Origin of the sequence: Acinetobacter sp. DSM 11652 (assembly GCF_900109815.1) — a bacterium.
Classification (GTDB): domain Bacteria; phylum Pseudomonadota; class Gammaproteobacteria; order Pseudomonadales; family Moraxellaceae; genus Acinetobacter.
This window is the reverse complement of record NZ_FOBK01000004.1, coordinates 107,200-132,000: the sequence shown is the minus strand read 5'-3', so window position 1 is coordinate 132,000 and position 24,801 is coordinate 107,200. Positions and strand designations below refer to the sequence as shown.

The 24,801-nt window shown below is 40.0% G+C and carries 22 protein-coding genes and 2 tRNA genes; 14 read left to right on the top strand and 10 right to left on the bottom strand.

Annotated elements, in window-relative coordinates:
- Window positions 1-46: 46 nt before the first annotated feature.
- From BMW42_RS05610 to BMW42_RS05600, 3 genes are all read left to right on the top strand, one after another.
- Window positions 47-1,888: a long-chain-acyl-CoA synthetase gene (locus BMW42_RS05610; protein WP_092766700.1), complete on the top strand. Its 1,842-nt coding sequence runs from the start codon at window positions 47-49 to the stop codon at window positions 1,886-1,888.
- Between the two features lie 130 nt (window positions 1,889-2,018).
- Window positions 2,019-2,094 (top strand) — tRNA-Lys (locus BMW42_RS05605).
- Window positions 2,095-2,113: 19 nt separating this feature from the next.
- Window positions 2,114-2,189: transfer RNA gene (locus BMW42_RS05600), tRNA-Lys, on the top strand.
- 91 nt (window positions 2,190-2,280) lie between these two features.
- On the opposite strand, the gene BMW42_RS05595 is transcribed toward BMW42_RS05600, so the two are convergent.
- Window positions 2,281-2,892, bottom strand: a complete 612-nt coding sequence (locus tag BMW42_RS05595; RefSeq protein WP_092766699.1) for a hypothetical protein — start codon at window positions 2,890-2,892, stop codon at window positions 2,281-2,283.
- A gap of 270 nt (window positions 2,893-3,162) precedes the next feature.
- Here BMW42_RS05595 and BMW42_RS05590 point away from each other — a divergent pair, with 270 nt between their 5' ends.
- The 3 genes from BMW42_RS05590 to BMW42_RS05580 all read left to right on the top strand — a co-directional run bounded on the left by BMW42_RS05590 (window position 3,163) and on the right by BMW42_RS05580 (window position 5,863).
- Window positions 3,163-3,426 carry a PspC domain-containing protein gene (locus BMW42_RS05590; RefSeq protein WP_035264203.1) on the top strand — a complete coding sequence of 88 codons (264 nt, stop codon included), beginning with the start codon at window positions 3,163-3,165 and terminating at the stop codon, window positions 3,424-3,426.
- A gap of 147 nt (window positions 3,427-3,573) precedes the next feature.
- Window positions 3,574-4,356, top strand: coding sequence for a sulfite exporter TauE/SafE family protein (locus BMW42_RS05585; RefSeq protein WP_092766698.1), 783 nt, complete (start codon window positions 3,574-3,576; stop codon window positions 4,354-4,356).
- Between the two features lie 97 nt (window positions 4,357-4,453).
- Window positions 4,454-5,863, top strand: a complete 1,410-nt coding sequence (locus tag BMW42_RS05580; protein WP_092766697.1) for an SLC13 family permease — start codon at window positions 4,454-4,456, stop codon at window positions 5,861-5,863.
- Window positions 5,864-5,931: 68 nt separating this feature from the next.
- Here the strand turns inward: BMW42_RS05580 and BMW42_RS05575 are convergent, their stop codons facing one another.
- Together BMW42_RS05575 and BMW42_RS05570 are read right to left on the bottom strand one after the other, a co-directional pair.
- Entirely contained in the window at window positions 5,932-7,041 is a 1,110-nt protein-coding gene (locus BMW42_RS05575; protein WP_035264211.1) for an HPP family protein, read from the bottom strand.
- A 198-nt stretch (window positions 7,042-7,239) separates the two neighbouring features.
- Window positions 7,240-8,067 (bottom strand): transglutaminase-like domain-containing protein, encoded by an 828-nt coding sequence (locus tag BMW42_RS05570; protein WP_035264213.1) that lies wholly within the window; start codon window positions 8,065-8,067, stop codon window positions 7,240-7,242.
- A gap of 314 nt (window positions 8,068-8,381) precedes the next feature.
- Here BMW42_RS05570 and glyQ point away from each other — a divergent pair, with 314 nt between their 5' ends.
- Window positions 8,382-9,359: a glycine--tRNA ligase subunit alpha gene (gene glyQ, locus BMW42_RS05565; protein ID WP_035264216.1), complete on the top strand. Its 978-nt coding sequence runs from the start codon at window positions 8,382-8,384 to the stop codon at window positions 9,357-9,359.
- Window positions 9,359-11,428 (top strand): glycine--tRNA ligase subunit beta, encoded by a 2,070-nt coding sequence (gene glyS, locus BMW42_RS05560; RefSeq protein WP_092766696.1) that lies wholly within the window; start codon window positions 9,359-9,361, stop codon window positions 11,426-11,428. Before glyQ ends, glyS begins: the two co-directional genes overlap by 1 nt.
- A gap of 51 nt (window positions 11,429-11,479) precedes the next feature.
- Here the strand turns inward: glyS and BMW42_RS05555 are convergent, their stop codons facing one another.
- Window positions 11,480-13,282: an AAA family ATPase gene (locus BMW42_RS05555; RefSeq protein ID WP_092766695.1), complete on the bottom strand. Its 1,803-nt coding sequence runs from the start codon at window positions 13,280-13,282 to the stop codon at window positions 11,480-11,482.
- Between the two features lie 100 nt (window positions 13,283-13,382).
- Here BMW42_RS05555 and BMW42_RS05550 point away from each other — a divergent pair, with 100 nt between their 5' ends.
- The 3 genes from BMW42_RS05550 to BMW42_RS05540 all read left to right on the top strand — a co-directional run bounded on the left by BMW42_RS05550 (window position 13,383) and on the right by BMW42_RS05540 (window position 17,267).
- Window positions 13,383-13,766 (top strand): hypothetical protein, encoded by a 384-nt coding sequence (locus BMW42_RS05550; protein WP_092766694.1) that lies wholly within the window; start codon window positions 13,383-13,385, stop codon window positions 13,764-13,766.
- A 475-nt stretch (window positions 13,767-14,241) separates the two neighbouring features.
- Window positions 14,242-16,260 (top strand): CocE/NonD family hydrolase, encoded by a 2,019-nt coding sequence (locus BMW42_RS05545; RefSeq protein WP_092766693.1) that lies wholly within the window; start codon window positions 14,242-14,244, stop codon window positions 16,258-16,260.
- 374 nt (window positions 16,261-16,634) lie between these two features.
- Window positions 16,635-17,267, top strand: a complete 633-nt coding sequence (locus BMW42_RS05540) for a hypothetical protein (RefSeq protein ID WP_143047399.1) — start codon at window positions 16,635-16,637, stop codon at window positions 17,265-17,267.
- A 111-nt stretch (window positions 17,268-17,378) separates the two neighbouring features.
- Here BMW42_RS05540 and BMW42_RS05535 read toward each other — a convergent pair whose 3' ends face one another.
- The 3 genes from BMW42_RS05535 to BMW42_RS05525 form a co-directional block, all read right to left on the bottom strand.
- A complete protein-coding gene (locus BMW42_RS05535; RefSeq protein ID WP_035264243.1) occupies window positions 17,379-18,332 on the bottom strand; it encodes a 2-hydroxyacid dehydrogenase in 954 nt (317 codons plus the stop codon).
- 70 nt (window positions 18,333-18,402) lie between these two features.
- Complete coding sequence (locus BMW42_RS05530; protein ID WP_092766779.1) at window positions 18,403-19,143, bottom strand: TetR/AcrR family transcriptional regulator; 741 nt, start codon at window positions 19,141-19,143, stop codon at window positions 18,403-18,405.
- Window positions 19,144-19,448: 305 nt separating this feature from the next.
- Window positions 19,449-20,711: a hypothetical protein gene (locus BMW42_RS05525; protein WP_092766691.1), complete on the bottom strand. Its 1,263-nt coding sequence runs from the start codon at window positions 20,709-20,711 to the stop codon at window positions 19,449-19,451.
- A gap of 121 nt (window positions 20,712-20,832) precedes the next feature.
- Here BMW42_RS05525 and BMW42_RS05520 point away from each other — a divergent pair, with 121 nt between their 5' ends.
- Complete coding sequence (locus BMW42_RS05520) at window positions 20,833-21,606, top strand: class I SAM-dependent methyltransferase (RefSeq protein ID WP_092766690.1); 774 nt, start codon at window positions 20,833-20,835, stop codon at window positions 21,604-21,606.
- A 53-nt stretch (window positions 21,607-21,659) separates the two neighbouring features.
- Window positions 21,660-22,235: a hypothetical protein gene (locus BMW42_RS05515; protein WP_092766689.1), complete on the top strand. Its 576-nt coding sequence runs from the start codon at window positions 21,660-21,662 to the stop codon at window positions 22,233-22,235.
- Window positions 22,236-22,284: 49 nt separating this feature from the next.
- Here the strand turns inward: BMW42_RS05515 and BMW42_RS05510 are convergent, their stop codons facing one another.
- Window positions 22,285-22,722, bottom strand: a complete 438-nt coding sequence (locus BMW42_RS05510; protein WP_092766688.1) for a protease inhibitor I42 family protein — start codon at window positions 22,720-22,722, stop codon at window positions 22,285-22,287.
- Window positions 22,723-22,801: 79 nt separating this feature from the next.
- Window positions 22,802-23,368 carry a hypothetical protein gene (locus BMW42_RS05505; protein ID WP_171076732.1) on the bottom strand — a complete coding sequence of 189 codons (567 nt, stop codon included), beginning with the start codon at window positions 23,366-23,368 and terminating at the stop codon, window positions 22,802-22,804.
- 244 nt (window positions 23,369-23,612) lie between these two features.
- On the opposite strand from BMW42_RS05505, the gene BMW42_RS05500 reads away from it, so the two are divergent.
- Window positions 23,613-24,245 carry a class I SAM-dependent methyltransferase gene (locus tag BMW42_RS05500; RefSeq protein WP_035264378.1) on the top strand — a complete coding sequence of 211 codons (633 nt, stop codon included), beginning with the start codon at window positions 23,613-23,615 and terminating at the stop codon, window positions 24,243-24,245.
- A 31-nt stretch (window positions 24,246-24,276) separates the two neighbouring features.
- On the opposite strand, the gene BMW42_RS05495 is transcribed toward BMW42_RS05500, so the two are convergent.
- Window positions 24,277-24,744 carry a Holliday junction resolvase-like protein gene (locus BMW42_RS05495; protein WP_092766687.1) on the bottom strand — a complete coding sequence of 156 codons (468 nt, stop codon included), beginning with the start codon at window positions 24,742-24,744 and terminating at the stop codon, window positions 24,277-24,279.
- Between the last annotated feature and the right edge of the window lie 57 nt (window positions 24,745-24,801).

Below are 24,801 nucleotides of genomic sequence, written 5' to 3'. Positions count from 1 at the left end.
CGAAAAATTAAAGACTAAACGGAATATCACAAAAAATAGGACCAGTATGAGCCAGACTTATCAAAACGATCTCATTGGAATCAAAGACGTAGCAGCACGACTCCCACATTTGGTCACGAAGTTGCCAAATATTCTTGTCGGGCTCAAACAGGCTTATTTACGTACTCCTAAAACGCCAGCAGGTCTTGCCCTCGCTTTTGAGCGTGCAGCGCAAAAAAATCCTCAAGGTATTGCGCTGTTATGTGAAGATCAGAAATATACCTACCAACAACTAAATGATTGGGCAAACCAAATTGCACACTACTACATCGCTAAGGGTGCAAAAAAAGGTGATGTGATTGCGGTCATTGTTGAAAACCGTAGTGAACTTATTGCCACCGTCATTGGTCTTGCAAAAATTGGGGTTGTTTCAGCGCTCGTCAATACGTCTCAAACAGGTAAGGTACTTACCCATAGTATTAATTTGGTTAAACCAATCGGTGTAATTGTCGGTGAAGAATGCCGTGAAGCTGTAGATGAAGTACGCGAACAACTGACTGTCGCAAAAGATAAGCTCTATTGGCTGGCTGATCAAAATACACGTCAAAATGCTGGTCAAGCACCTGATGGCTATCATAATCTTGCACAAGAAATTTTATCTGAATCTAAAGATAATCTAGCTGAAACACATAAGGTGACTGGTGCTGACGGCTTATTCTATATTTATACGTCTGGTACAACAGGTTTACCAAAAGCCGTAGTCTTTACCAATAGTCGTTGGATGTTAGCGTATGGCACATATGGTCATGTCCTCAATCTAAATAAAGATGACGTTATGTATGTCACTTTACCGCTTTATCATGCCACAGGCATGGTGGTTTGCTGGTGTGGTGTAATTGCTGGTAGTTCGACGCTAGCGATTCGTCGTAAGTTCTCAACCTCTTCTTTTTGGAAAGATGTTCAAAAATTTAATGCATCAGCAATTGGTTATGTTGGTGAGCTATGTCGCTATCTTCTAGATGCACCTGAATCACACCAAGATCGCAATCATCGCGTCACCAAGATGATTGGTAACGGCATGCGTCCAAATATTTGGGATAAATTTAAAAATCGCTTTGGCATTGAAGAAGTACTCGAACTTTATGCTTCAAGTGAAGGCAATGTCGGCTTTTCCAATATTTTAAACTTCGACAACACTGTAGGTTTCTCTCCTATTCCTTATGCCATTATCCAATATGACAAGGAAAAAGAAGCTCCTATTCGCGATGCAAAAGGTCATTGTATTAAAGTCAAAAAAGGTGAAACAGGCTTATTGATTGGTAAAATTACCAATCGCTCGCCATTTGATGGTTATACCGATCCAGAAAAGAATAAATCCTCGATCATGCATGATGTTTTTACCAAAGGAGATTCTTATTTCATCACGGGTGACCTTGTGCGAGATATCGGGTGCCGCCATGCTCAATTTGTTGACCGTCTCGGTGATACCTTCCGCTGGAAAGGTGAGAATGTCTCTACAACTGAGGTTGAAAATATTTGTAGTGATTATGAAAAGATCACAGAAGCAGTGGTATACGGCGTTGAGATTCCAAATACTAACGGTCGTGCAGGTATGGCAGCCATCACTTTAGCAGAAGGTGCTGAACTAAATGAGCAAGATTTATCCGATATGGCTCAGTTCTTTAAGAAGTCTTTGCCTAGCTATGCAGTTCCAGTGTTCTTACGTGTACAGAAAACACTCGAAACTACAGGAACATTTAAATATCAAAAGAGTAAGTTAAAGGAAGAAGCTTATTTTCCAGACAAAACTTCAGATCGTATTTTGGTTTTATTACCAAATGAAGATGCATATTGCGATTTAAATGAAGAGATTCTGAAAAATATTGAACAGTATAAATATCGTTTTTAAGCTAAAATCGATTGTTTTTTGGCTAGAAAACACGAAATTGTGTCATTTCTAGCCAAACGTAACAAAGTTTTATATTTTTTACTTGCGCTACTCAAATAACTTGCTAAAATACGCAACATCAAAACGAGATGGGTCGTTAGCTCAGTTGGTAGAGCAGCGGACTTTTAATCCGTTGGTCCCGCGTTCGAGTCGCGGACGACCCACCACTTATTTTGAAACCCCTATGGGTCGTTAGCTCAGTTGGTAGAGCAGCGGACTTTTAATCCGTTGGTCCCGCGTTCGAGTCGCGGACGACCCACCAGATTCTTAAAAAAGCCTTTCATCTTGAAAGGCTTTTTTATTGCCTGCAATATAATACAAGCTACCCTTATAGAGTATCAATTCTTATGTCTTTAAAGCTTTTGACGTTGCAAAGTATATGCACGTGACGGAAGCGGATTGTCTTTAAAGAAAGTTTGGTTCACTTGCGTTGCATTGGCAATTTTATCAAGATCCATGACCATATTACCCTGCTCATCCAAATCGTAAAAAAACTGAACCCCACTCTCTCTCAAAATAATGATTTGATGGTGATGCGGATCATACAACCAACGATCTTGGCGATATTGACGTTGCGTTGTAAATTCAACCTTACCACGATGCATAAAAATACGATGAGCTGTGCCATCAGCCAATAAATTGATAATAAACTCAGCTTCTCCCTTATCACAACGAGCAAAGCCATCATCACATTGCATCGTGGTTTGGTAACGACCTACAAATTTTTGCCATTCTTTAGCAACAGACTGCGGTGTTGTATCCGCTTTCTCTTGAATTGGAGGCCGTGCCTTACCTGCGACATTCGTTAATGAGTTAGAAGACTCAGGCGTATGCGACTCCTGAATTTGGTTGATGTGTTCAATGTGTGGCGATTCATTCTGGCTACATGCTGCAAGTGCAATATTCATGATGGCGATAATGCTGAACATTGAGATTGAATGAACTTTAAAATTTAAATTCATCATTTTATATCTTGAGCCATTTCATAAATTGCGATGTATAAAAATATTATCCTTATAAAATAGGGATATACAAGTATTAGCATGTTCTGTCTAATTATCCAGAACCTATACCACATCAAGGTTTTATCTTTTTCATTACATAAAATTACGATATTTTGTGAATAATCTCCTTTAAAACTAAAAATTATTCTCCATATAAAATGTATAGACAAACGTTAAAGAGAAATTGCGAAGTCTATTTCATGACTATTTTAGGTTCTAAAGGAGAACTCAATGGCCAATGTTGGTTTATATCGCTCAAACCGCTCTAACATGATTGCTGGTGTGATGGGCGGTATTGCTGAACGTTTTGGTTGGAATGCGAATTTATTACGAATTATTTTTGTTCTAGTGTCAGTGATGAGCGCTGCATTTCCAGGAATTTTAGTGTACTTAGTGCTTTGGTTAGTGATGCCAAAAAATAAAGTTCAGCACGAACATTCAGATACTTATGATCGTCCAATGCGCACTGTACATCAGGACAGATCACCGCTTTAACTTGAGTTTACCCTCAATCACCCACACAACCTCGGGTGAGTTTTTCAACACGATAATTTCCCCCAATTATCGTGTTTTTTTTATTCTCATTTTGCATCTTTCTCAAAATAGCGCTAACTTGAACAAAACAACAAATATGGACAATCAATGGCACAGTCGGAATGGATGGTATTGTGGCTATGCGCACTGGCCGCATTATTACATGGCCTGAGCGGTTTCGGCTTTCCCATGATGAGTACCGCCGTACTCTCTACTCAACTCCCGCTCAGCCTCGCTGTCACTTTGGTCATTCTTCCCTGCCTCATTTTAAATTTAATTCTGCTAACTGCTCACCCTCAGTATTCAATATGGCAGAGCATTCAACACTACAGCATAAGATTTTTCCCCCTTATTCTAAGTAGCTTAGTTGGCAGTCTGCTTGGGGTAAAACTTTTATTGTGGCTCAATGAAGGTTATTTAAAGCTTTTACTTGGCATGGTGATGGTGCTGTATGTGATTGATCAATTACGACAACATTCATTCACCGTCAGCCCGTCAGTGCTCAATATGCTGATATTCGGTCTGTTAGCAGGCATTATCGGTGGTGCTACCAATGCAATGGCACCATTTCTAATGATGTATTTACTCAGCTGTCAGCTGAGTAAAACCGATATTGTGATCGTGAGTAATTTAAGCTTTATCGCCAGCAAATTGATACAACTCCTTCTACTTTACCCAATTTTGGTCAATATTGATGAGCATCAACAACTTTTAGTCATGTTGATCTGTGTTTTTGCAATATTTGGGGTATGGATCGGCGGACTGATCAGGCAACACATCTCTCAACAGTTTTTTAAAAATACAGTATTGATCCTATTACTTTTGCTCGGTATTCAAGCCCTGTGGCAAAGCTATAATTTATTAGAACAATCGATTTCATTGTTTGAATAGTATATTTTGAAAAGTGATAAGGATATTCATTCTTCAGAATTAAGAAGTTTAATACATGCAACTATAAAACCTATAGCGATATTCAAAAGGAGCGAATATGACGGAACAACTCGCGACCCCGACCAACATGATGCCAAAAGGGCTCATCAAAGGTTGGGTGTTGATATTGATCGCCGCTTTTATTTCTTATGGACTCTATCAAGTCTTACCCTATGATGAAAATGCCAATAAAGGTTTGGCATTACTCTGCTTTATCGGCATTTTATGGCTGACTGAGGCCATCCACATCACGATTACCGCCCTATTGGTACCCGTACTCGCAGTTCTTCTCGCGATGCCTATGGCTAAAGGCGATGAGCTTATACCAATCACAACACAAGCGGCATTAGCTACATTTGCAGATCCTGTGATTTTTTTATTTTTTGGTGGCTTCGCATTAGCGACCGCGCTGCATATTCAAAAGCTCGATAAAAAAATTGCGATGTGGATCATCTCTATGTCTGGTGGTCATCTCGGCATCTCTGTAATAGCGATTTTTGCTGTAACAGCACTTTTATCTATGTGGATTTCAAATACGGCGACTGCAGCAATGATGCTTCCACTTGCCCTTGGTTTACTTTCACATTTAGATGTCAGTCGAGATCGAAAAACATTTGTTTTTATCCTGTTAGGTATTGCCTATTCTGCAAGTATTGGTGGCTTAGGGACCATGGTTGGCTCTCCACCAAATGCAATTGCAGCAAAAGCTTTAGACTATGATTTTGCAGATTGGATGAAAATCGGTTTACCGATGATGCTTCTTATTTTACCTGCCATGCTCTTGAGTCTTTATCTGGTACTTAGACCTAAGCTCAATCATAAAGTGCAATTTGTGACTGAGGATATTCCTTGGACGGGTACTCGAATTGCAACAATGGTATTGTTTGTCTGTACGGCTATTGCTTGGATCTTCAGCAAAAAGCTGACCGAGAACTTTGGTATTTCACAACCTGATACTTGGATTGCTGTTTTGGCAGCATGCTTGGTCGTGATTATCGGTACTGCAACATGGAAACAAGTCGCTGAAAATACAGATTGGGGCGTCTTATTTCTATTTGGAGGTGGTTTAACCCTCAGTGCAATTTTAAAAGATTCAGGCAGCTCATTGGTGCTTGGTCAAACGCTTGCCAATGCCTTTGGTGATGCCTCCCCACTCCTCATTATTTTCGTCGTTGCTACGTTCATTATCTTCTTGACTGAATTCACCAGTAACACTGCATCAGCTGCACTGTTAGTACCAGTATTTGCAGCGATTGCAGATCAAATGGGCATGCCTAAGGAAATTTTAGTTATTGTGATCGGCATTGGTGCTTCTTGTGCATTTATGCTTCCTGTTGCGACACCACCGAATGCGATTGTGTTTGGTACTGGCCATATTCAACAAAGTGAAATGATGAAAGTCGGCTTTGTCCTGAATATCATGTGTATTTTCTTGGTTTCCCTGTTTATTTACTGGTTCTTTATCTAAGTTTAAATAAATCCAGATTCCAAATAAAAAGCACCCTTGGGTGCTTTTTAGGACAATCTAAAACAGTTTTAAGCTCTCATTTTAAAATGGTTTAGTTCCTGATTCAGGGCAGCGATAATATCTGCACGGCTAATAATTCCGACCAGACGCTGCTCGCTCACTACCGGGATATAGTTAAAAGAACGTTCCACAAAATAGGGCACCAGATCCTGAATCGGCTGCAATGGCTGCACTGTGACTACCTTGCGGGTCATAATATGTTTGACCTGATGTTCCCAGCTGCTGCGCACATCTGCAGCACGTTTAAACCATTCTACCACCTGATACATGGCCAGCGTTCCCACCAGCTTGCCTTCCGCATTAACCACCGGCAGGCTCATCAGGTTCATCTGCTTAAACTTGTCCAGTGCATGCTGAATATCATCATTGGCATGCAAGGTCACCACGTCTTTGGTCATAATGTCCTGACAAGTAAACTGGTTGACCGCACGGGCATTGGCTCGGTCCTGCGCTTCCAGAATAATCTTTTGCAGGTCATATTCACTAATGTCCAGCAGCTCGGTTTGCTGATCTAGTACTTCCTGAATATCTTGCGGCTGAATAGTGACTTTCTGGGTCGGGGTCGGATCTTTGGAACGGGTATTCAATTGCGCCTGCTGCGGATAACGCTTGCCAATCATTCGATTAAAGACGATCGCAATTACCATCAATAAGATCGAATTCAGCAGCACCGGATAGAAAACGAAAGCATAGCCGAGTTCATGGACCGCATTGCCGCCGAGTACCGCCGTAATGGCGACAGCACCACTGGGTGGATGTAGGGAATCTGTGGTCATCATCAGGATAATGGCCAAGGCCACCGCCAGACTAAAAGCTTCAGTCGGACTGGCAATAAACAAGGCACAGGTCACACCCACTACCGCAGCAATAGTATTACCTACCAGAATATTCCAGGGCTGTGCCAAGGGACTGGCCGGAACTGCAAACAGCAGCACAGATGAGGCCCCCATCGGCGCAATATACCAGGCTTCAAAATCACCCAGAATCCATAAACTCAGTAATGACGATACCGTGAGACCCAGTAGTGCCCCAATACCGCAGAGTAAACGGTCTTTGAGTGGAAGAACTTTAAAATTCGGTTTTAAGGTATTGAGCCAGTCAAGATTGGAATGGAACACGGCGCGCCTGATTTTAATGTTTACAGATTTTGCTCATTATAAAACTAGTCGCTTTAAAGATGTATTCATTTTATATCTTTTAATTACACTTAAATGGATGCTGTTTAAAAAGCCAAGTCTCTCTCCAGGCAACAGTCATCCATCTAGTTCTCTTTTACGGTTCAACTCCTCATAGGATTTTCAATAAGATCATTCATGTCAGGTAATTTTAGCCTCAGCGCCGCTATCGCATTCAGGTTTAATCAGAGGCTCGATTTTAAGCAGCTCGACCTGACCATAATAGGTTGAGAATGCCACATCTCCGGCATCTACCCCGGTGCCAATGCGAATCAGCTCGTCGACTGGAGCTAAACGGGTCGGATCAAACTGCACCCATCCTCCTTCCAGATAGGCTTCAAAAATGGCATGAAAATCAGGTAAAAACTTTTCAATTTCCACATAACCGACTACCATGCGTGCCGGAATTCCTAAAGCACGGCACAGCGCAATGCCTAAATGGGCAAAGTCACGGCATACCCCCGCCCGGTGGATCAGTACATCCGTCGCAGTCGTAAACTGGTCAGAGCAGCCAGAGACATAAAAAATATTGTTATAAATCCACTGTTCGATGGCTTTTACACGCGTATAGCCGGGTGTCATCCAGCCAAATGAGCGTTTCGCCATTTCTAGTAATAAATCTGAATTGCAATAGCGGCTGGCCAGCAAATAAGGTAGTACTTCATCCGGCAGGTCTGGAATTTTGACTTCATTCAGGTTTTGTCTCAGATCAACAGGAATGCACGGCTGACGGGTAACTGTCGCGCTATAATTCAGTTCAAATGCCTCACAAGGCTCGAGTTGCAACCGGATATGACGGTTTTGATGCTGAGCATCCCGAAATTCATGCCATTTGACCGGCATATTCATGGTGAGCTGTTCTTCGAGAATATTCTGATCGGGATGATGGGCGACCTGAACCATAAAAATAAATTCGGTAGGTTGCACAATCTTGTATTTCAAATGACACTGAATTTGGTAAGTGGTCATGAAGTTCCTTATTATTAGGCATTATTATATTGTGTGAAGATTGAACTAATTCTAAGACCGCAATCGTATGAGATCAGTTTAACTTTATCGCGCTTCAGTGAACAGGATGCTATACATCTGATTTATTCCTGATTTTTAGATCTCACCCCATTGCTGATCTAGCATAAAATTGTAGCAAAGCCGCGCAAAATCTGGCATGAATCAAGACCATTTTAATTTTTTCCAAAATATTTTCAGCGTATTAACCCTTTGCCACTCCCTGCTAAAGTCCTTATAATTGAGCGCAATTTTTCTCTAATTTTAAGTGGAAGACCATGAGTCGCGCCATATCGCATATTGATACTTTCCAAGGCTTAATTCTTGCCTTACAAAACTACTGGGCGGAGCAAGGCTGCGTCGTGTTACAGCCTTACGACATGGAAATGGGTGCAGGTACATTCCACACTGCAACTTTCCTACGCGCATTAGGGCCTGAAACTTGGAACGCTGCATACGTTCAACCTTCACGTCGTCCGAAAGATGGTCGTTATGGTGAAAACCCAAACCGTTTGCAACATTACTACCAATTCCAAGTGGTACTTAAGCCAAACCCAGACAACATACAACAGTTGTATCTTGACTCGCTTAAAGCGATCGGAATTGATCCATTGGTACATGACATTCGTTTCGTAGAAGACAACTGGGAATCTCCAACGCTTGGCGCGTGGGGCTTAGGTTGGGAAGTATGGTTAAACGGCATGGAAGTGACTCAGTTCACTTACTTCCAACAAGTCGGTGGTGTTGAGTGCTACCCTGTTACTGGAGAAATCACTTACGGTTTAGAGCGTCTTGCAATGTACTTGCAAGGTGTAGACTCAGTTTACGATTTGGTTTGGACTAAAGGTCAGTTTGGTACAGTGACTTATGGTGATGTATTCCATCAAAATGAAGTTGAACAGTCGACTTATAACTTTGAATACGCACCTGTTGATAAACTGTTTGAACTATTCGACTTCTATGAAACTGAAGCAACACGTTTAATCGAAGCAAAACTTCCACTTCCTGCGTATGAGCAAGTGGTTAAAGCGTCGCATAGCTTTAACTTACTCGATGCGCGTGGCGCGATTTCTGTGACTGAACGTCAGCGTTATATTTTACGTGTACGTACATTGGCGCGTTCAATTGCAAATGCTTATGTGGCTGCACGTGCGGAACTTGGTTTCCCAATGGCAGAACCAGCTCTACGTGATGAAGTATTGGCACAGTTAAAGGCACAAGTTGAAGCAGAAGCAAAATCTGAGGAGAGCAAATAATGTCTAAACATACCGTTTTGTTCGAATTAGGTTGTGAAGAACTTCCACCAAAAAGCCTTAAAAAATTACGTGATGCACTACAAGCAGAAACCGTTAAAGGCTTAAAAGATGCAGGCTTAGCGTTTGATTCTATCGAAGCTTATGCTGCACCACGTCGTCTTGCACTTAAAATCATCAATGTTGATGCTGCACAAGCAGACACACAAAAACGTTTTGATGGCCCTGCAAAACAAGCTGCCTTTGATGCGGAAGGCAACCCAACTAAAGCTTTAGAAGGCTTTATGCGTGGTCAAGGCATCACCGTAGATCAAATCTCTACTTTCCAAGCGGGTAAAGTTGAAAAAGTTTGCTACTTAAAAGATGTAAAAGGTCAAAGTCTTGATGCACTTTTACCGCAAATTTTACAAGCAGCTTTAGACAACCTACCAATTGCAAAACGTATGCGTTCTGCGGCAAGCCGTACCGAATTTGTACGTCCTGTTAAATGGGTTGTTCTGTTAAAAGACAACGACGTTGTTGATGCAACGATTCAAGATCACAAAGCTGGTAACGTGACATTCGGTCACCGTTTCCATGCACCTGAAGCAATTACTTTAACGCATGCTGATGAATATTTAGCGAAGTTAAAAGCGGCTTACGTTGTTGCCTCTTTTGAAGAGCGTCAAGCGATCATCGACCAACAAGTAAAAGCGTTGGCGGATGAAGTGAATGCGATTGCGATTGTGCCTGCAGATTTACGTGACGAAGTAACAGCATTGGTTGAATGGCCTGTTGCGCTTCGTGCAAGCTTCGAAGAACGCTTCCTTGCTGTTCCTCAAGAAGCATTGATCACGACCATGCAGGACAACCAAAAGTACTTCTGCTTAGTGAATGCTGACAATAAGCTTCAACCATACTTCATTACTGTCTCAAATATTGAGTCGAAAGACCCGACACAAATTATTGAAGGTAACGAGAAGGTTGTTCGTCCACGTTTGTCTGATGCTGAATTCTTCTTCTTACAAGACCAAAAACAACCGCTTGCTTCTCGTAAAGAGAAACTTGCGAACATGGTCTTCCAAGCAGAATTGGGTACGCTTTGGAACAAGTCTGAACGTATTGCAAAACTCGCTGTAGCACTCGCGCCTATCACTGGTGCAAAAGCGGAAGACGCTGAAAAAGCTGCACTTCTTGCAAAATGTGACTTAACCTCTGAACTCGTGGGTGAATTCCCTGAACTTCAAGGGATTGCAGGCACTTACTACGCACGTCTTGAAGGCGAAAATGATGAAGTGGCTGAGTCTTTAGGTGAGCAGTATTTACCTAAATTTGCAGGTGACGTTTTACCGAAAACCAAAACAGGTACAACGATTGCCCTTGCTGACCGTTTAGATACGCTCACAGGTATTTTTGGTATTGGTCAAGCGCCGACAGGCTCTAAAGACCCGTTTGCACTACGTCGTTCTGCAATTGGTATCTTACGTCTAGTGACTGAAAACGAGCTTGATGTATCGATTGAACAATTGATCACGCTGGCGCTAAACGCTTATGGCGATGTGATCAAAGATCATGACAAGACTTTAAAAGATGCTATTGCGTTCTTGGAAGGTCGTTATCGTGCCAAATATGAAGACCAAGGCGTTGCGGTTGATGTGATTCAAGCGGTTCAAGCCTTGTCACCAAAATCACCACTTGATTTTGATAAGCGTGTTAATGCGGTCAATCATTTCCGTGATTTACCTGAAGCTGCGGCTTTGGCTGCTGCGAATAAACGTGTGGCAAATATTCTTGCGAAGGAAGCTGCACCGACAGGTGAGATTATAGAATCTAAATTAGTTGAAGATGCGGAAAAAGCACTCTATGCAGAGATTCAAAATCTTCTTCCTGTGGTTCAACCGCTTTTGGATGCCAAAGATTATACGACTGCGTTATCTAAGCTTGCAGCATTACGTGCGCCAATTGATGCCTTCTTTGATAATGTTATGGTCATGGCGGAAGATGCAGACTTGAAAGCAAATCGTCTGCGTTTGCTTGCTCAGCTTCGTGACTTGTTCACGGAAGTCGCTGATATTTCAGTGTTACAGCACTAAGCTAAATATTTGAAATAGAATAAAAACCCGCTTTTTAGCGGGTTTTTTTATTTATGATGCTAAAAACTCTTCAATAATTGGGAATACTAATTCTTCATATTTATCAAAATTAGTCGGATCATCTATATTTTCATAAACATAATCACAGAATAAATTCTTTTCAAAATCCACAATGGTAGATATAGCACCATAATCACTTTCTTTCTCTTTCGTTGTATAAAAATTTTCTGTAAATAATTCTGCTTTCAATAAATTTTCAGAACCTTTTTTAATTTTTTTATTAAATTCATTGAAAGGAACTTTAGCTTTCATAATATTCCCAACTTTTTGATTTTGTGTTTTTGTATCGCAATCATACAAAAACAAAACTTTTCTAGTAATAGCTTTCTCATTATGCCTTAAAAAATCAAACCCTTTATCTAAGCTACTGTCCCCACCAAATTTAACTTGCCCATCATTTTGGGTAACACCAATTTCATCAACCTCTATATTTTCTAACCACTCAGATTTACCTTTTAATTCAAATGCTTTCTTAAGAAATTTAATATCTGTTTTCCCTTCAACCAAAATTAAAGGTTTTTGTGTTTCTTGAATTTTTTGATGTAAAGTTTCCTCAAATTTTGCTGTTTCTTTATAAAACTTAAATGACTCATCAAACTCACCAAATCTTTCAGATGTAATATTCATTCCTGATGGTAGATCTACTAACTGAATATTTTCAGCTCCAAACTCTTTCTCCATTCCTAGAACAAAAAGAGGAGAGTGTGAAGTCATAATAAATTGAACTTTAGGAAATAATTTTATTAACTTAGGTAAAATTTCACTCTGATGTTTAGTGTGCAAATGAGCGTCAACTTCATCGACCACTACTATCCCCTCAACCTGTTCTATTCTGATACTATTATTCAAATCTTTCCTATCCGCATGCCGAACAATAGTAATAAATAAATTAAGTAAAATTAATTGACCTGTAGATAATTGCTCTAGTGTGGGAATTAGTAGTCCATTTTTATTATGTAACGACAATCTAGACTGAGACTCATTTCTAAAACCTGTCTTTAAATACAACTCATCATTATCTAAAATTATTTGAAAGATTCGATTCATATTTCTATATGAATTATTTATAGCATGCTTATTTTGTATTAGTAAATTTTTTTCATTTACATCAATAATATGATCTAATTCAGCAGGTAAAATTGCCGAGTCTAAAATGACATCAAGCATCCATTGAATATTTTTCTGAAAAGTATCTATACACATTATTTCTTTATGCAATCGTCCCCCATATTTACCTTCAATATTAAAAATTTCTTGAGTTTGTGCCCTTAAATTCAACCAATGTGGAATAATCTTGCGAAAGCTTGGAAAAAAAGCAATGGTATTTGAAAATAAATTATTGCAATCTTCCTTTGAAGCTAGAAGCTTTTTATCACTCGCAATCCCGCCTTTAATCCCATTAATTTTATTGCCATATAAATTTAAAAGATTTTGTACTTCTTCAATTGTTCCTACTTTCTCACAGTAATGTATTTCCTTATTGTCTTTACTATTAATAAATCTGAGATATGCCGCTGCACTTTGACTATTTGCTTTAGTATTGATGTCTAAACCTGAAATTACTCTAAAATAGGGGGTACTCGTACTTTCTGTATTAGCAACAATATCGCTAAATTCTTGTTTAGCTATTTCAAAAAATGCATCTGCGATATAGGAGAGAGTATAAGTTTTTCCAGAACCATTTTTTCCTACCAATATTACCGGTTTTGGGTTTAAATTTTCTTGAACATCAAACTCAATATCCAATTTCTCTAGTGGCCCTATGTTTCTAATATGGAGATTTTTTAAATACATTTTTCTCTAAAACCCATGATTTATTTACATTTATTATTTTGTAACATAGCTTCAACAATATTAAAATCGCTATTAATACTTTTAGATATAAATCAGATCTATGAACAAAATTATTTCGTGCCCTGTTTTCATAATACTACTTAGCGCTTGCTCAACTGCTCCATCAAATCCAAACGCCCCTATCGTTTTAGAACAACATAAAAACATTGCTGTAGAGCCTAAAACCAAGCGCAACTCAGCACGCCTTATTAAGCAAAGCAATAACTGCCTCATCGAATTTACAGGCAACTTTGAAACAGGTAAAGCCACTGAATACTGGTTCTTCCAAGGGGAGCAACTGATTTCAGCCCATTCAAATTTAGATGCCGATGTGGAGAACAAACAAACCGTATTTGATATTCAAGATTCGGTGAAACAAGCCAATTTCAACGCGCTGAAAAACCACTTTAAAGCGCAAAACCTTCAACAATGTGAACATTTCTAAGGCTCTAAAACACCATTCATCTGATCATTCGTAAACTACAACAGCACAATTGGCTAAAACCGACTGTGCTTTTTTAATTGGAATGAAGCTACTTCATGATTTCTTAATCACAGTACCTAATTGGCATAAATGCTCATAATTTATAATTTTCTTTAGAAATCAGATAAAAGAAATATCTTCTAAATTATGATTAATTTATATACAGTTGTATTTTTTAAACTGACCCAATCAATATTTTTTTATATTAAAAATAAAATACTTAATCAAAACATCATTGCCAATCCGACAAACAGCAAGGCCCCAACTTGTTAGTTAAACTAAACAGTGATACAACATCAAAGCCTGATCTGAATTATCTTTTTTGATCAGATTAGGAGACATAAAAATAAAATGAATGGAACGATTTTGCTTTATGCATATTTCATTCTTCACTCAAGCACTACTAAAAAAATGAAAAACAAAAAGGAATTATGTAATGAAGTTGCTAAATTCTTTCTATGCTGCTGTTGGCATCGGTGTCACGATACTTGCGACCACCATTGGCATAGCAAATAAAACAATTAATCCAACTCCAAATGTGACACCAGACTTAAGCTATTTAATTCCTCAACCCGACCCGGTGACCTCCCCAGATGTCACACTCCCAGGTACTCCCGTTGCATTAAAAAACACCCGACTCGGAACTAGACAATCTCCGAGTCAACCTCAAGTCCCATTACTTTCCAATGCCAATGCTCAATGGCAATTGTATGATCGACCTGCTGAATATCCTAAGTCGGTGACCTTACCAGCACAGTGGATTACCATGCGTGATGGAACGCGAATCGCCACTTATGTCACGCTCCCTGCGGATGAGTCAGGTCGTCCTATCAATGCAAAATTCCCTGTGATTGTTATTCAAACTGCCTATAGCGCAGGGGTTGCAGGTAAGGTTTCAGCAATAGCAGGTGGTGCAGACCCTGAAATGGTGAAACGTGGCTACGCAACAGTCGTTGCAGATGTTCGTGGAACAGGTAACTCTACGGGCAAGTGGGAAGCTTTTGGCAAAGTCGAACAACAAGATGCTTATGAAATTATTGACTGGTCAAGTAAACAAAGCTTCTCTGATGGAAATGTCGGCTTATATGGCGTTTCTTATTTAGGAATCACGGCGATGCTGGGTGCAGCGACACAACATCCAGCAATCAAGGCAGCGTTCCCAATCGTACCTATGGGTGATGCGTACCGTGATATTCTTTTCAATGGTGGACAGCTAAATACTAACTTCATTCCACTTTGGATGAGTTTGATTACACTGTTGAGTACTTTACCGATTGATACCTTGGTTCAAGACCCGATTACTGGAAAACTTACCGCACTCGATAAAATTATTAACAGTACAGAGTTCCAAATACCGCTTTTTGCCAATGCTCTAAAAGGCAAAGCTGATGCATTTGATAATGACTTTTGGCAAGAAAGATCGCTGTTAGAACAAGCCAATAATATTAAAGTTCCGACTTTTATTGTCGGGGGAACACGTGATTTGTTCCAACGCAGTGAACCGCTTTGGCATGAAGCATTAAAAGGTCATACCACAGTAAAAACCTTTATTGGACCTTGGGCACACATTCAAGCCGCACAACTTTTCCCAAGTTTGCCTAAAGGTAATGTACCGCGTTTAGACAAAATACAACTTCAATGGTTTGATCAATATTTAAAAGGCATCAACACTGGCGCTGAAACTCTACCTAATGTCACACAATGGGTGCACGGTTATGAAGATTATGTCGTCAGTACAGATTGGCCGCATGTAGCATTAGAACCTGATCGTTTATTCTTAAATACACGTGGAAATCTTGCAAAAGATCGACCAACGTCAAGCTCTGGTGAAAACTACTTATTACAAGCGCCAACTTTCGGTTTATGCTCAAGTACTGTTGAACAAGTTCTCATTGGTGCAACGTCTATCCTACCGTTCCCATGTCTGGAAAATAGCAACTTGGCAAATATTCCTGCGTCGGTCTTTAACTCAGTACCTTTAACTGAAGACTATTATTTAAATGGACCGATACAAGCTGACTTGTGGATTTCATCCAGCTCTAAAGACAGTGGTTTAGTCGTACGTGTATCCGATGTGGACCCAAGAACGGGCAATGCTAAAACATTAAGCACGGGTATTATCACAGCGTCCATGCGTAAAGTTGACGAATCACGTTCTCGTTATATCAAAGGACAAATGATTCAACCTTGGCATACATTTAAAGCATCGGATATTCAGCCTTTAGACAAAAACAAGCCAGTCTTGGTCAATGTTGAGATTCCAGCAACTGCTGCGCTTATTCCTAAAGGACATCGTATTCAAATTTCGGTGGTTTCCAGTGATGTATGGAAAGGCGTTGCCCCATTACCAAGTTTAACTTCATCGCTTTTGGGATCGATTTCGATCTATTCGAATTCACAATACCCATCAAGCGTGGTTTTACCAAAAGTCCCGACTCAATATCTGAAGCATTAATTTTTAGATTTCTTATAAACAGCGTCTGAGCATGAATCCATGCTCAGACTTTTTTTATGTTGAATATATTGGTTTGATCAACACCTGTCTTAGAATCGGAGGATAAACTTTACTTTTAATTTTGTTGTCCACGATCCAATGCACACAATGTAGTGTTGTATCCTAAAAGCCTTTAAGCGATGCAAGATGAATAAAAATTGTAGCTTTAATCATTAAAACTGCCGAAGCACAACGTTACAGATACATTTCAACATTGAAACAGCCCCATCGCTCATGTAGTTTGCTTGGAAACTGATAAAAAATTCAAAAGTTTTGTACAGATGAGGCGATTGAGTCACAGCGCCACCCATACAGAACCGAGAAGAGGATCCTTCATGAACATAATGAAAACGATGCTGGTAAGTTGTATTACGCTATACTCAGCAACTACATTTGCTCAAGACTCTACTTTAACGGGCAACAATCCTGCTTACGGTGACAATCCAAATTTAGCCAAAGTACTTGCAGTCAAAGCACAAGAGACTTTGCAAAATACAGCCAACACCGTTGATGATGCGACCAAGCGTGGTATTGCTAAAATCAAACCATCCGTCGATTCAGCTTGGCAAAACACCAAAGAATTCACCAATGAAAAAGCGGTTGCATTACGTGACGGTGCTCGTCAAGGCGTAGATACAGCTGTTAAATCTGTGCAGCATGCTAAACAGAACCTCGTCGGTGCAGGTGGTGTTCCCATCGAAAGAGGCAGTTTGAGTCAACCCAACCCAACGACAGCACCTGCTGTCACAGCCTCCCCGGCTCCAACTACTGCATCGGTCGCTTTACCCGTTCAAGAAAATTCAGTTAACCTTGAAACTGCGCAATCAGCCAACACTACGCTAGCAAGTCAAAATCAAGCACCTGAAGCAGAACCGACCATTCAGCGTCAAAGTGTTGCTTTACCTAATAGTGGAGCTACCACCTCTAGTCCAGCTGTAGATGACAATGATGCAGGTGTCCCACGTTAAACCATGTCGTTTTATTCAAACCTAAGTGGAGTTTATTTATTAGGTTGAGTTTATTTATATCTCTTCAAGAAAAAAGGTGCTTCTCACAGTACCTTTTTTTATCGCTTAACTTCAGTTGACTTGACGGATCGGCTGACCCGCTTTAAATGCAGCTGCGTTTTCCTGTACTTGTTGCACAATGCGTTGACGTGCTTCAACGCTTCCCCATGCGCTGTGTGGTGTAATAATGAGATTAGGGATATCCGAATTCAATAACACATTGCCTTGCTGAGGCGGTTCTATACTCAATACATCAGTCGCTGCCCCTGCGATTCTCCGATTTATTAGTGCTTCCGCCAATGCTTGTTCATTCACAATGCCACCACGGGCACAATTAATTAAATATGCACTTTCTTTCATTAGACTGAATGCTTCTGCATCAATTAAGTCGCGTGTTGTTTCAGTTAATGGACAATGTAAGCTAATAAAGTCTGATTGACGCAGCAAGCTTTCTAAACTGACACGATCAGCGGCTGCAGGTCGTCCTGGTAAATGAGCCACAATCACCTTCATACCAAAGGCTTCAGCCAATTTCGCTACTGCTTGACCAAGTTCACCATAGCCCAAAATCCCTAAGGTCTTACCATTCAATTCAGCAATGGGGAAATCTAATAAACAGAATTGTGATGCTTTATTCCATTCACCCGCACGAACTGCACGATCATATTGAATAAAAGACGTTGCCAAGTTGAGCATCAACATCATGGTATGTTGAGCTACAGCGGCAGTACCATATGCCTGACAGTTACATACCACAATGTTTTGAGCTTTTGCTTGGATTAAATCGACATTATTGGTGCCTGTGGCCGAAATTAAAATTAATTTAAGCTGCGGTCGTTTTTGCATCATGTCTGCCGTAATCACCACTTTATTGGTCACCACCACATCTACATCCGCAATGCGTTCAAGCACTTGATCTGGATCAGTGCGCTCAAAGAATGTTACCTCATCAAAGACTTGATACCACCCCGAAAAATCTAAATCATTCTGATCGAGAGAGAATTGATCCAAAAAAACAGCTTTCACGTTGAACCTCAGCAATATTTATCTGCATTTCGACTGCAAGATTTTCATGATAATTCAACTGATTGTAAGCTTAATTGTAAGTCAACAATAGTTGATTTGACTGGTTTTTTGTCTCAGATTGCGTCGTTGCTGCACGCTGTGCTTTTAGGGAAAATTGATCTTCTTTCAGCGCATTTAAATATGCCGTTGCCAAACGATACGCCTCCTCACAAATACGTTCAGAAATCCGATCTTCTGTGTAATAACCATGTTTCATACAAGTAAAGATCATTTCAATAATGATCAACATACTGTCAGGTTGTTGCGGTAAATAATCATCTACCCGAATTGCTTTAAGTGCATCTCTTAAATCTTGACTGAACTGTTTGAGTTCCATTTGATGACGTAAATACACTTGTCGGTTCAGTGGACCTGACAATATTAATAATCGTGCCACAGCAGATTCATTATAAAACTTGGCAGTGGTTTCAATCACAGCTGCAGCCACCATTCGACCATAAGCCGCCATACTTTCGTGCGGATGTTCGCGTATGACGTTTAAACCAGCTTCCTTGAGCAAGCTTACTAGTTTCTGCAAATGCAACTGTGCCATATGATGCAACAGATCATATTTTGTCGGAAAGAACTGATAAATACTCGCTCTTGGAATGTTTGAAGCATTGGCAATTTCAGGAATTGAAATTGACTCTAAGCCCATTTTAACTAAAAGTTTTTCAGCGGTTTGAATCACCTGCATAACACGACGATGTGTACGCGATTGTTTTGGAGGATTCATTCCTGTTTCAGTTTTTGCAATTTTCTTTTTATTCATTTGTCCCACCTAAATTCCATTTATATGGGTTTTTTTGTGCTCAAGTAGACACGTGAAAGATGCATGAATATTCCGATATTCATGAATACATCATCATTTGAATCATTCAAATTCGTTATATATTGCCTGATCTTAGCAACGAAACAGAGTCATTCCGTCGCTTTCGTTACAAAATAAACACGGGTAAATTTTAAACAATATCACTTTTTATGACAGATTGAGACCTATCACACACTCTATCTTTTTTACTTAAAGATAAAAAAAGCGCCGAAGCGCTTTGATCAATAACTATGAAAAATTCAGCCTTACTCCACTGAAAATTTTTCTGCTTCACCAACAGTATCTGATTCAAAAATACAGTTTCCTAACTCATCGCAGTGCATATAGAGATGCTTATAACTGATGCTAAAGAAACCTTCGCCCTTTTTCACAATCAAAGGGCTCATATCCGCACTGAGCGCATCATCCATTTTGATCAATTTGGTGACACGGCGATCATTCATACAAATGAGATAGTGCTGTTTTTTAATTTCAATCTGGGCCAATCCAGTACTTTCTACATGTAATGGAATAATATATTTACCATTAATATCAATCACATGTTGTTCATAGCTTTCTAGTTTTTGGGTGATCACGTTAAAGACCAACACTTTGCCAAAGCTGTCATGAAGTTGTGTTTTATTTTCAAACGGCAAATGAATCGAAATACCGAGCTTTTGTAGATCTTGCTCATCAACTCGTTTATTGGTCAGCAAAATACGGGTAATCGTCTGTTTAAGACTGGCATCAAAAAAGCTACTGTCTAGTTGTAGATCGATGGTTTTTAAAATATTACCTAATGCTTCATTGTGGGTGCCAAGCAGATGTGCGATCACGCTTCGATAGTAAAATTTACTGTTCTTTTTAACTGCTCGAATCTGGCGATAAAAGTAGGTTGCATCAAATTCATGTTCAATAAAATCATGCAATAACGCAGAATTTGCTAATACAGCAACCGCATCATGGCCTGTATAAGGTAAATGTAGTGTATTGAGTTGAGGAATAAGTGGCTTAATCTTTTCATAGTGCTCGCGATCCAGATCAAAGTAAGGATCATAAACCACGATATATTCTGCATCGGACGCAATATCTGTCGCGTCAATTTGCATGTCAGCATTGACGTTAGGATCGTAAAAATCAGTATAACGGCGGTCTTCGATTTCAGCAGGATTAATTGAATATTGTGGCACCATAGAGACCACACGTGCTGCGCCTAATCGCTTACTGTACTTAATCGCTGCGTAGCCGCCCATAGAACCACCATAAGCCACGACACGCTGAAATTGATTCAACAAAGGTGATATTTGCTCGATTAAAGCGTGCATGCTCTGTGATGGGAACCATGACTTTTGTTTTGGCATGATACCTATGACATTGTAGTCATATTTGGCTAAGGATTTTTCAGCATTAATGGCATTGCCTTTGGCACGACTGATCAAGTCACCAAAAGAGAGAACCAATGTTTCTGTTGTTCCTTTTAAATAAATTGCTCTGATGTGTTCGTCTTCAAATACTATTTGCTTATCCATTGCAATTCCAAAAAAGGGTTCTCATCATCTGGTTTGCAAAATGAATCAATCGTTCACTTGCTTACATCACATTGTCGGTGTCATATTTTATAGATACTGTTCAGATTAAAAAGCGCAAAATATGACACATTCACTTCATCCTGCTGCTGAAAATGGGTTTAGTTCTGCGGCTGAACTTTATCAACAAGTCCGACCAAATTATCCACAGGCTATCGTCACGTGGTTGAAAGATGAATTGAATCTTCATCCTGATGCAGTTGCGATTGACTTAGGTTCAGGGACAGGAAAATTCCTGCACTATCTAAAACAAGTCACCTCGAACATAATCGCCGTTGAACCGATTCCAGCAATGCTCGAACAATTGAAAATAGTACATCCTGAGGTGAAGACACTACAAGCATCAAGCCATCAAATTGCGCAATCAACGCATAGTGTTGATGCTATTTTATGCGCACAGTCATTTCATTGGTTTGCTGAACGCCAAACATTGCAAGAAATGCATCGCCTTCTTAAACCTCAAGGACATTTAGGTCTAGTCTGGAACCAACGAGATATCTCAGTGGATTGGGTCAAAGCATTGGCAGATTACATCGCACCTTTTGAGTCCGATACGCCACGCTTTCATAGCAACCAATGGCAAAATGTATTTCAGCAGCAAGAATTATTTGAATTCCAAAGTTTAAGCACCTTCACTCAGCATCAAGTCGGCAGTGTTGAACAGGTCATCAGCAAACGACTCTTATCTACCAGTTTTATTGCGGCAATGTCAGCGGCAGACCAAGCAAAAATGAAGACAGCATTTGAATCGATCGTATTTGAACATACGGGACTCATGCCCCATGATGAGGTTTCCTTTCCTTATATCACTTATGCCTATCACTATCGTGCGCGATAAACTAAACTTAATCTCGATCATTCATTAAAAAAACCAACAGAGGATTGACTCTCATGACGGCAAATCTTCACCCTATTCGACTTTCGATATTTGCACTCTGCCTGAATATACCTTTCATGCTCATTGGATGCCAAAAAACAGAACAAAACCCTCAGACCGAACAAAAAGAATCCGTTGATCCATCCGTTGAATTGAAAACACAGATCGAAGCTCAGCCGATCAAATCGTTTGAATCTACTCCAAATGACGCACATGACGTTGCTTTGCTGAATCAATATGAGCAAAGTTTTGAGCAATTAAGTGATGAGCTAGACGCAGAACTTCAGCAATTAAAAGCAGATGGCAATTTAAATGCGGATATGGAGTTTCAGCGTAAACGAGATCTCATTCAGTCCTCCCTCAATATGTTGAAAGAATTAGATCTTAAGACGGAACAAGGTAGATATATTCAAGGCTTATTTTATCAATACTGGGAAAATCAGATTGAGGTCTATCAAGAGCTCGAACAGTCTCCCGAAGATGAGCTTCGAAATCCTAAAGATGCAATTCGAAATATGAGTGATTATTATACTGCGAAAGCCCAACTCCAACATTGGAGTCAAAATACTAGTGTCACGAAAGAACAATAGCGTACATAGTAAAAGTACAGCACAATTTTAGAAACAGTCTTCTGCCTGCTTAAGAAATACGTACTCGACATTGCCACGATGTTGGGGCATCTGTTTGAGTACGGTCTTGAGCAACTTCCCAAGGTCGCACATACGCCAATTCAATGAGTTCCTGACCAGGCTTTAGCGCAGTCAGCTTCACTGTCTTTTCACCTCCAACGCCTACCATCGCTTTTGATTTTTCAGTCGCCAAATATTGTTCTTCAACTTTAAAGAGATGAAGCGGTTGCATAATTTGCCATTGATAACCCGTACTTGGATTTTCTGCTGCATTAAATTCTAAGGTTTCACCCACTTTCATCACCAATAGTGCAGGACAATTTTGCTGATCAGTATAGTGATGGGACTCCGCTTGCACTTCAGAGACTGGATTTTGACATGAGGCAAGACTACTCCCGAGTACGCCAATACATAAACTTATCCAAAAGGATGTCTTGCCAACGCTCATGATCCACACTCTCTCATTTCTCTAATGATGAAGACTTTGAGCTGAAAGTCATTTCAAACTCATCAATCTCAAATCCTGTTTAAATATTGCGCTTTTCTAACCATTCAATTGATTCGACGCGAATTAATTTGCATGCACCATCGCCGATACCATTCCAATCCAAAGCTGACTTCCACACCAAATCTTTGGCATTAATTTGCACCAATTCCCCTTCTAAGCGCACCAGATCACCGCGTTGAACTTTCTTAATCTCTTTCGCAATTTCTGGATTAGCCGGGATAATGTGCATGTTACTCACCAACTGTGTTGCTAAGCGTGGGTGAATCGGTGGTTTTGCCATTTTCCAATTTAAGTAGCGGTCATACTGATTAATCGAAATTTGTCGTGCAATTTCAGGTTCTGTGAAAATACCGCGGGTCACGGCATAGTCGATGGGTGAAAATTGGGCTTGCGGATCATCGGTATATTCTTTTGAACCAAGAATACGAAATTCCCCTTCAAAAGGTTCCAGTACCGAAATTTTTTGATCTGCCGAAGCTGGGGGCAAACCATTGGCAATATTAAAGTCGCTCGACTTCACACTGGCAGAGCTATAAGCCGAAACACCACCAAGGGCGATACATAATGCGAGAACTAACTTTTTCAACAGACATCCATCCTTCTTGCTAAGTATCAAAAACAACCCAACCGCAGCACATACATCTACTATGGACAACATCCGACTGAATTGTATTTAACCTACATCTATATGATCTATCTTAGAACTTCATTCTGAAAAGGAAATTGATGAACAGTAACAATCTATCGTGATTTAGTCACAATTTTGTCTACTGTTAAAAGTGTATTCAACGTGTAAAATAATCAAATAATGGAAGATGTTAAGAACAAAAATGATCTACAAATTTTATCAGCAACGAGTATTCCCTCATATTCTGAATCAAGTCATGCAGTTACCAAGTATGATGGATAGCAGACGCCGTCTTCTGCTTCCGATTCAAGGTGAGGTATTAGAAATTGGTTTTGGTACAGGAATTAACCTGCCATTTTATCAAGCTGTGGACAGTCTCTATGCGCTTGAACCGAGTTTAGATGTATACAAATTAGCTGAACAGCGTATTCAAGATGCACCGTTCCATGTGGAACATGTTCATGCTAAAGCGGAAAATTTACCTTTTGAAGATCAATCTATTCAACATGTCGTCAGTACATGGACATTGTGTAGTGTGAGTCATGTTCAACAAGTTCTACATGAAATTAAACGTGTATTACGCATCGGTGGCACTTTGCATTTGGTTGAACATGTCGCTTACGATGCACAACAGCAAAAGAGTTTAAAGCGTCTTCAAGATCTTTTAACGCCAGTACAGAAAGTGATTGCTGATGGTTGTCATTTGAACAGAAATATCGAGCAAGCACTGCTTGATGCTGGCTTTGAGATTTCTGAACTCGATTATTTCGAAGCAGAAGAAGTGCCCAAAGTAGGCCGTCGCATGATGCTTGCTCGAGCGACTAAAACCAACTGATCACTTCTAAGTAGTGGATTATTGATCCAAGCTAGTCTTGAAAGTCGATACGGATCGTCTCAAAACGCACACGCCCTTCGGCAATTGCATTCGCAATTGCCATCTGACCTTTGGTGAGCCGTGCTCCACCACTTTTAATATCAATCAATACAACTTCAATATCTTCTGCTGCGCCATCACCATCACGGAAATCTGTATATCCATCAAATACCACATAGTCGACAGGATCACCTAAGAATTTAGCATCACTGGGTAAATATTGAAATTCTGGCATAATCGGTGCTAATTGTTCAGCCATTTTACCTTTCAACACCGCACGACTGGTATTTACACTGCGTTTTTGAGCAGCAGCTAATGCGTGTTGATGCTCAAGTTCAAGCTCTGCAATATATTGTTCATATTCTGCTTTGATACGGCCATTGCGGGTTGAGCTCAACATCATTGTGGTGATTACCACGCCAATACAGGCGCCTATTAATATTGCCATCCAAATGGACATTGACGTTCTCTATGACTTGTTATGCGGACAATTTAAACAAGAACTAAACTTTTGTCA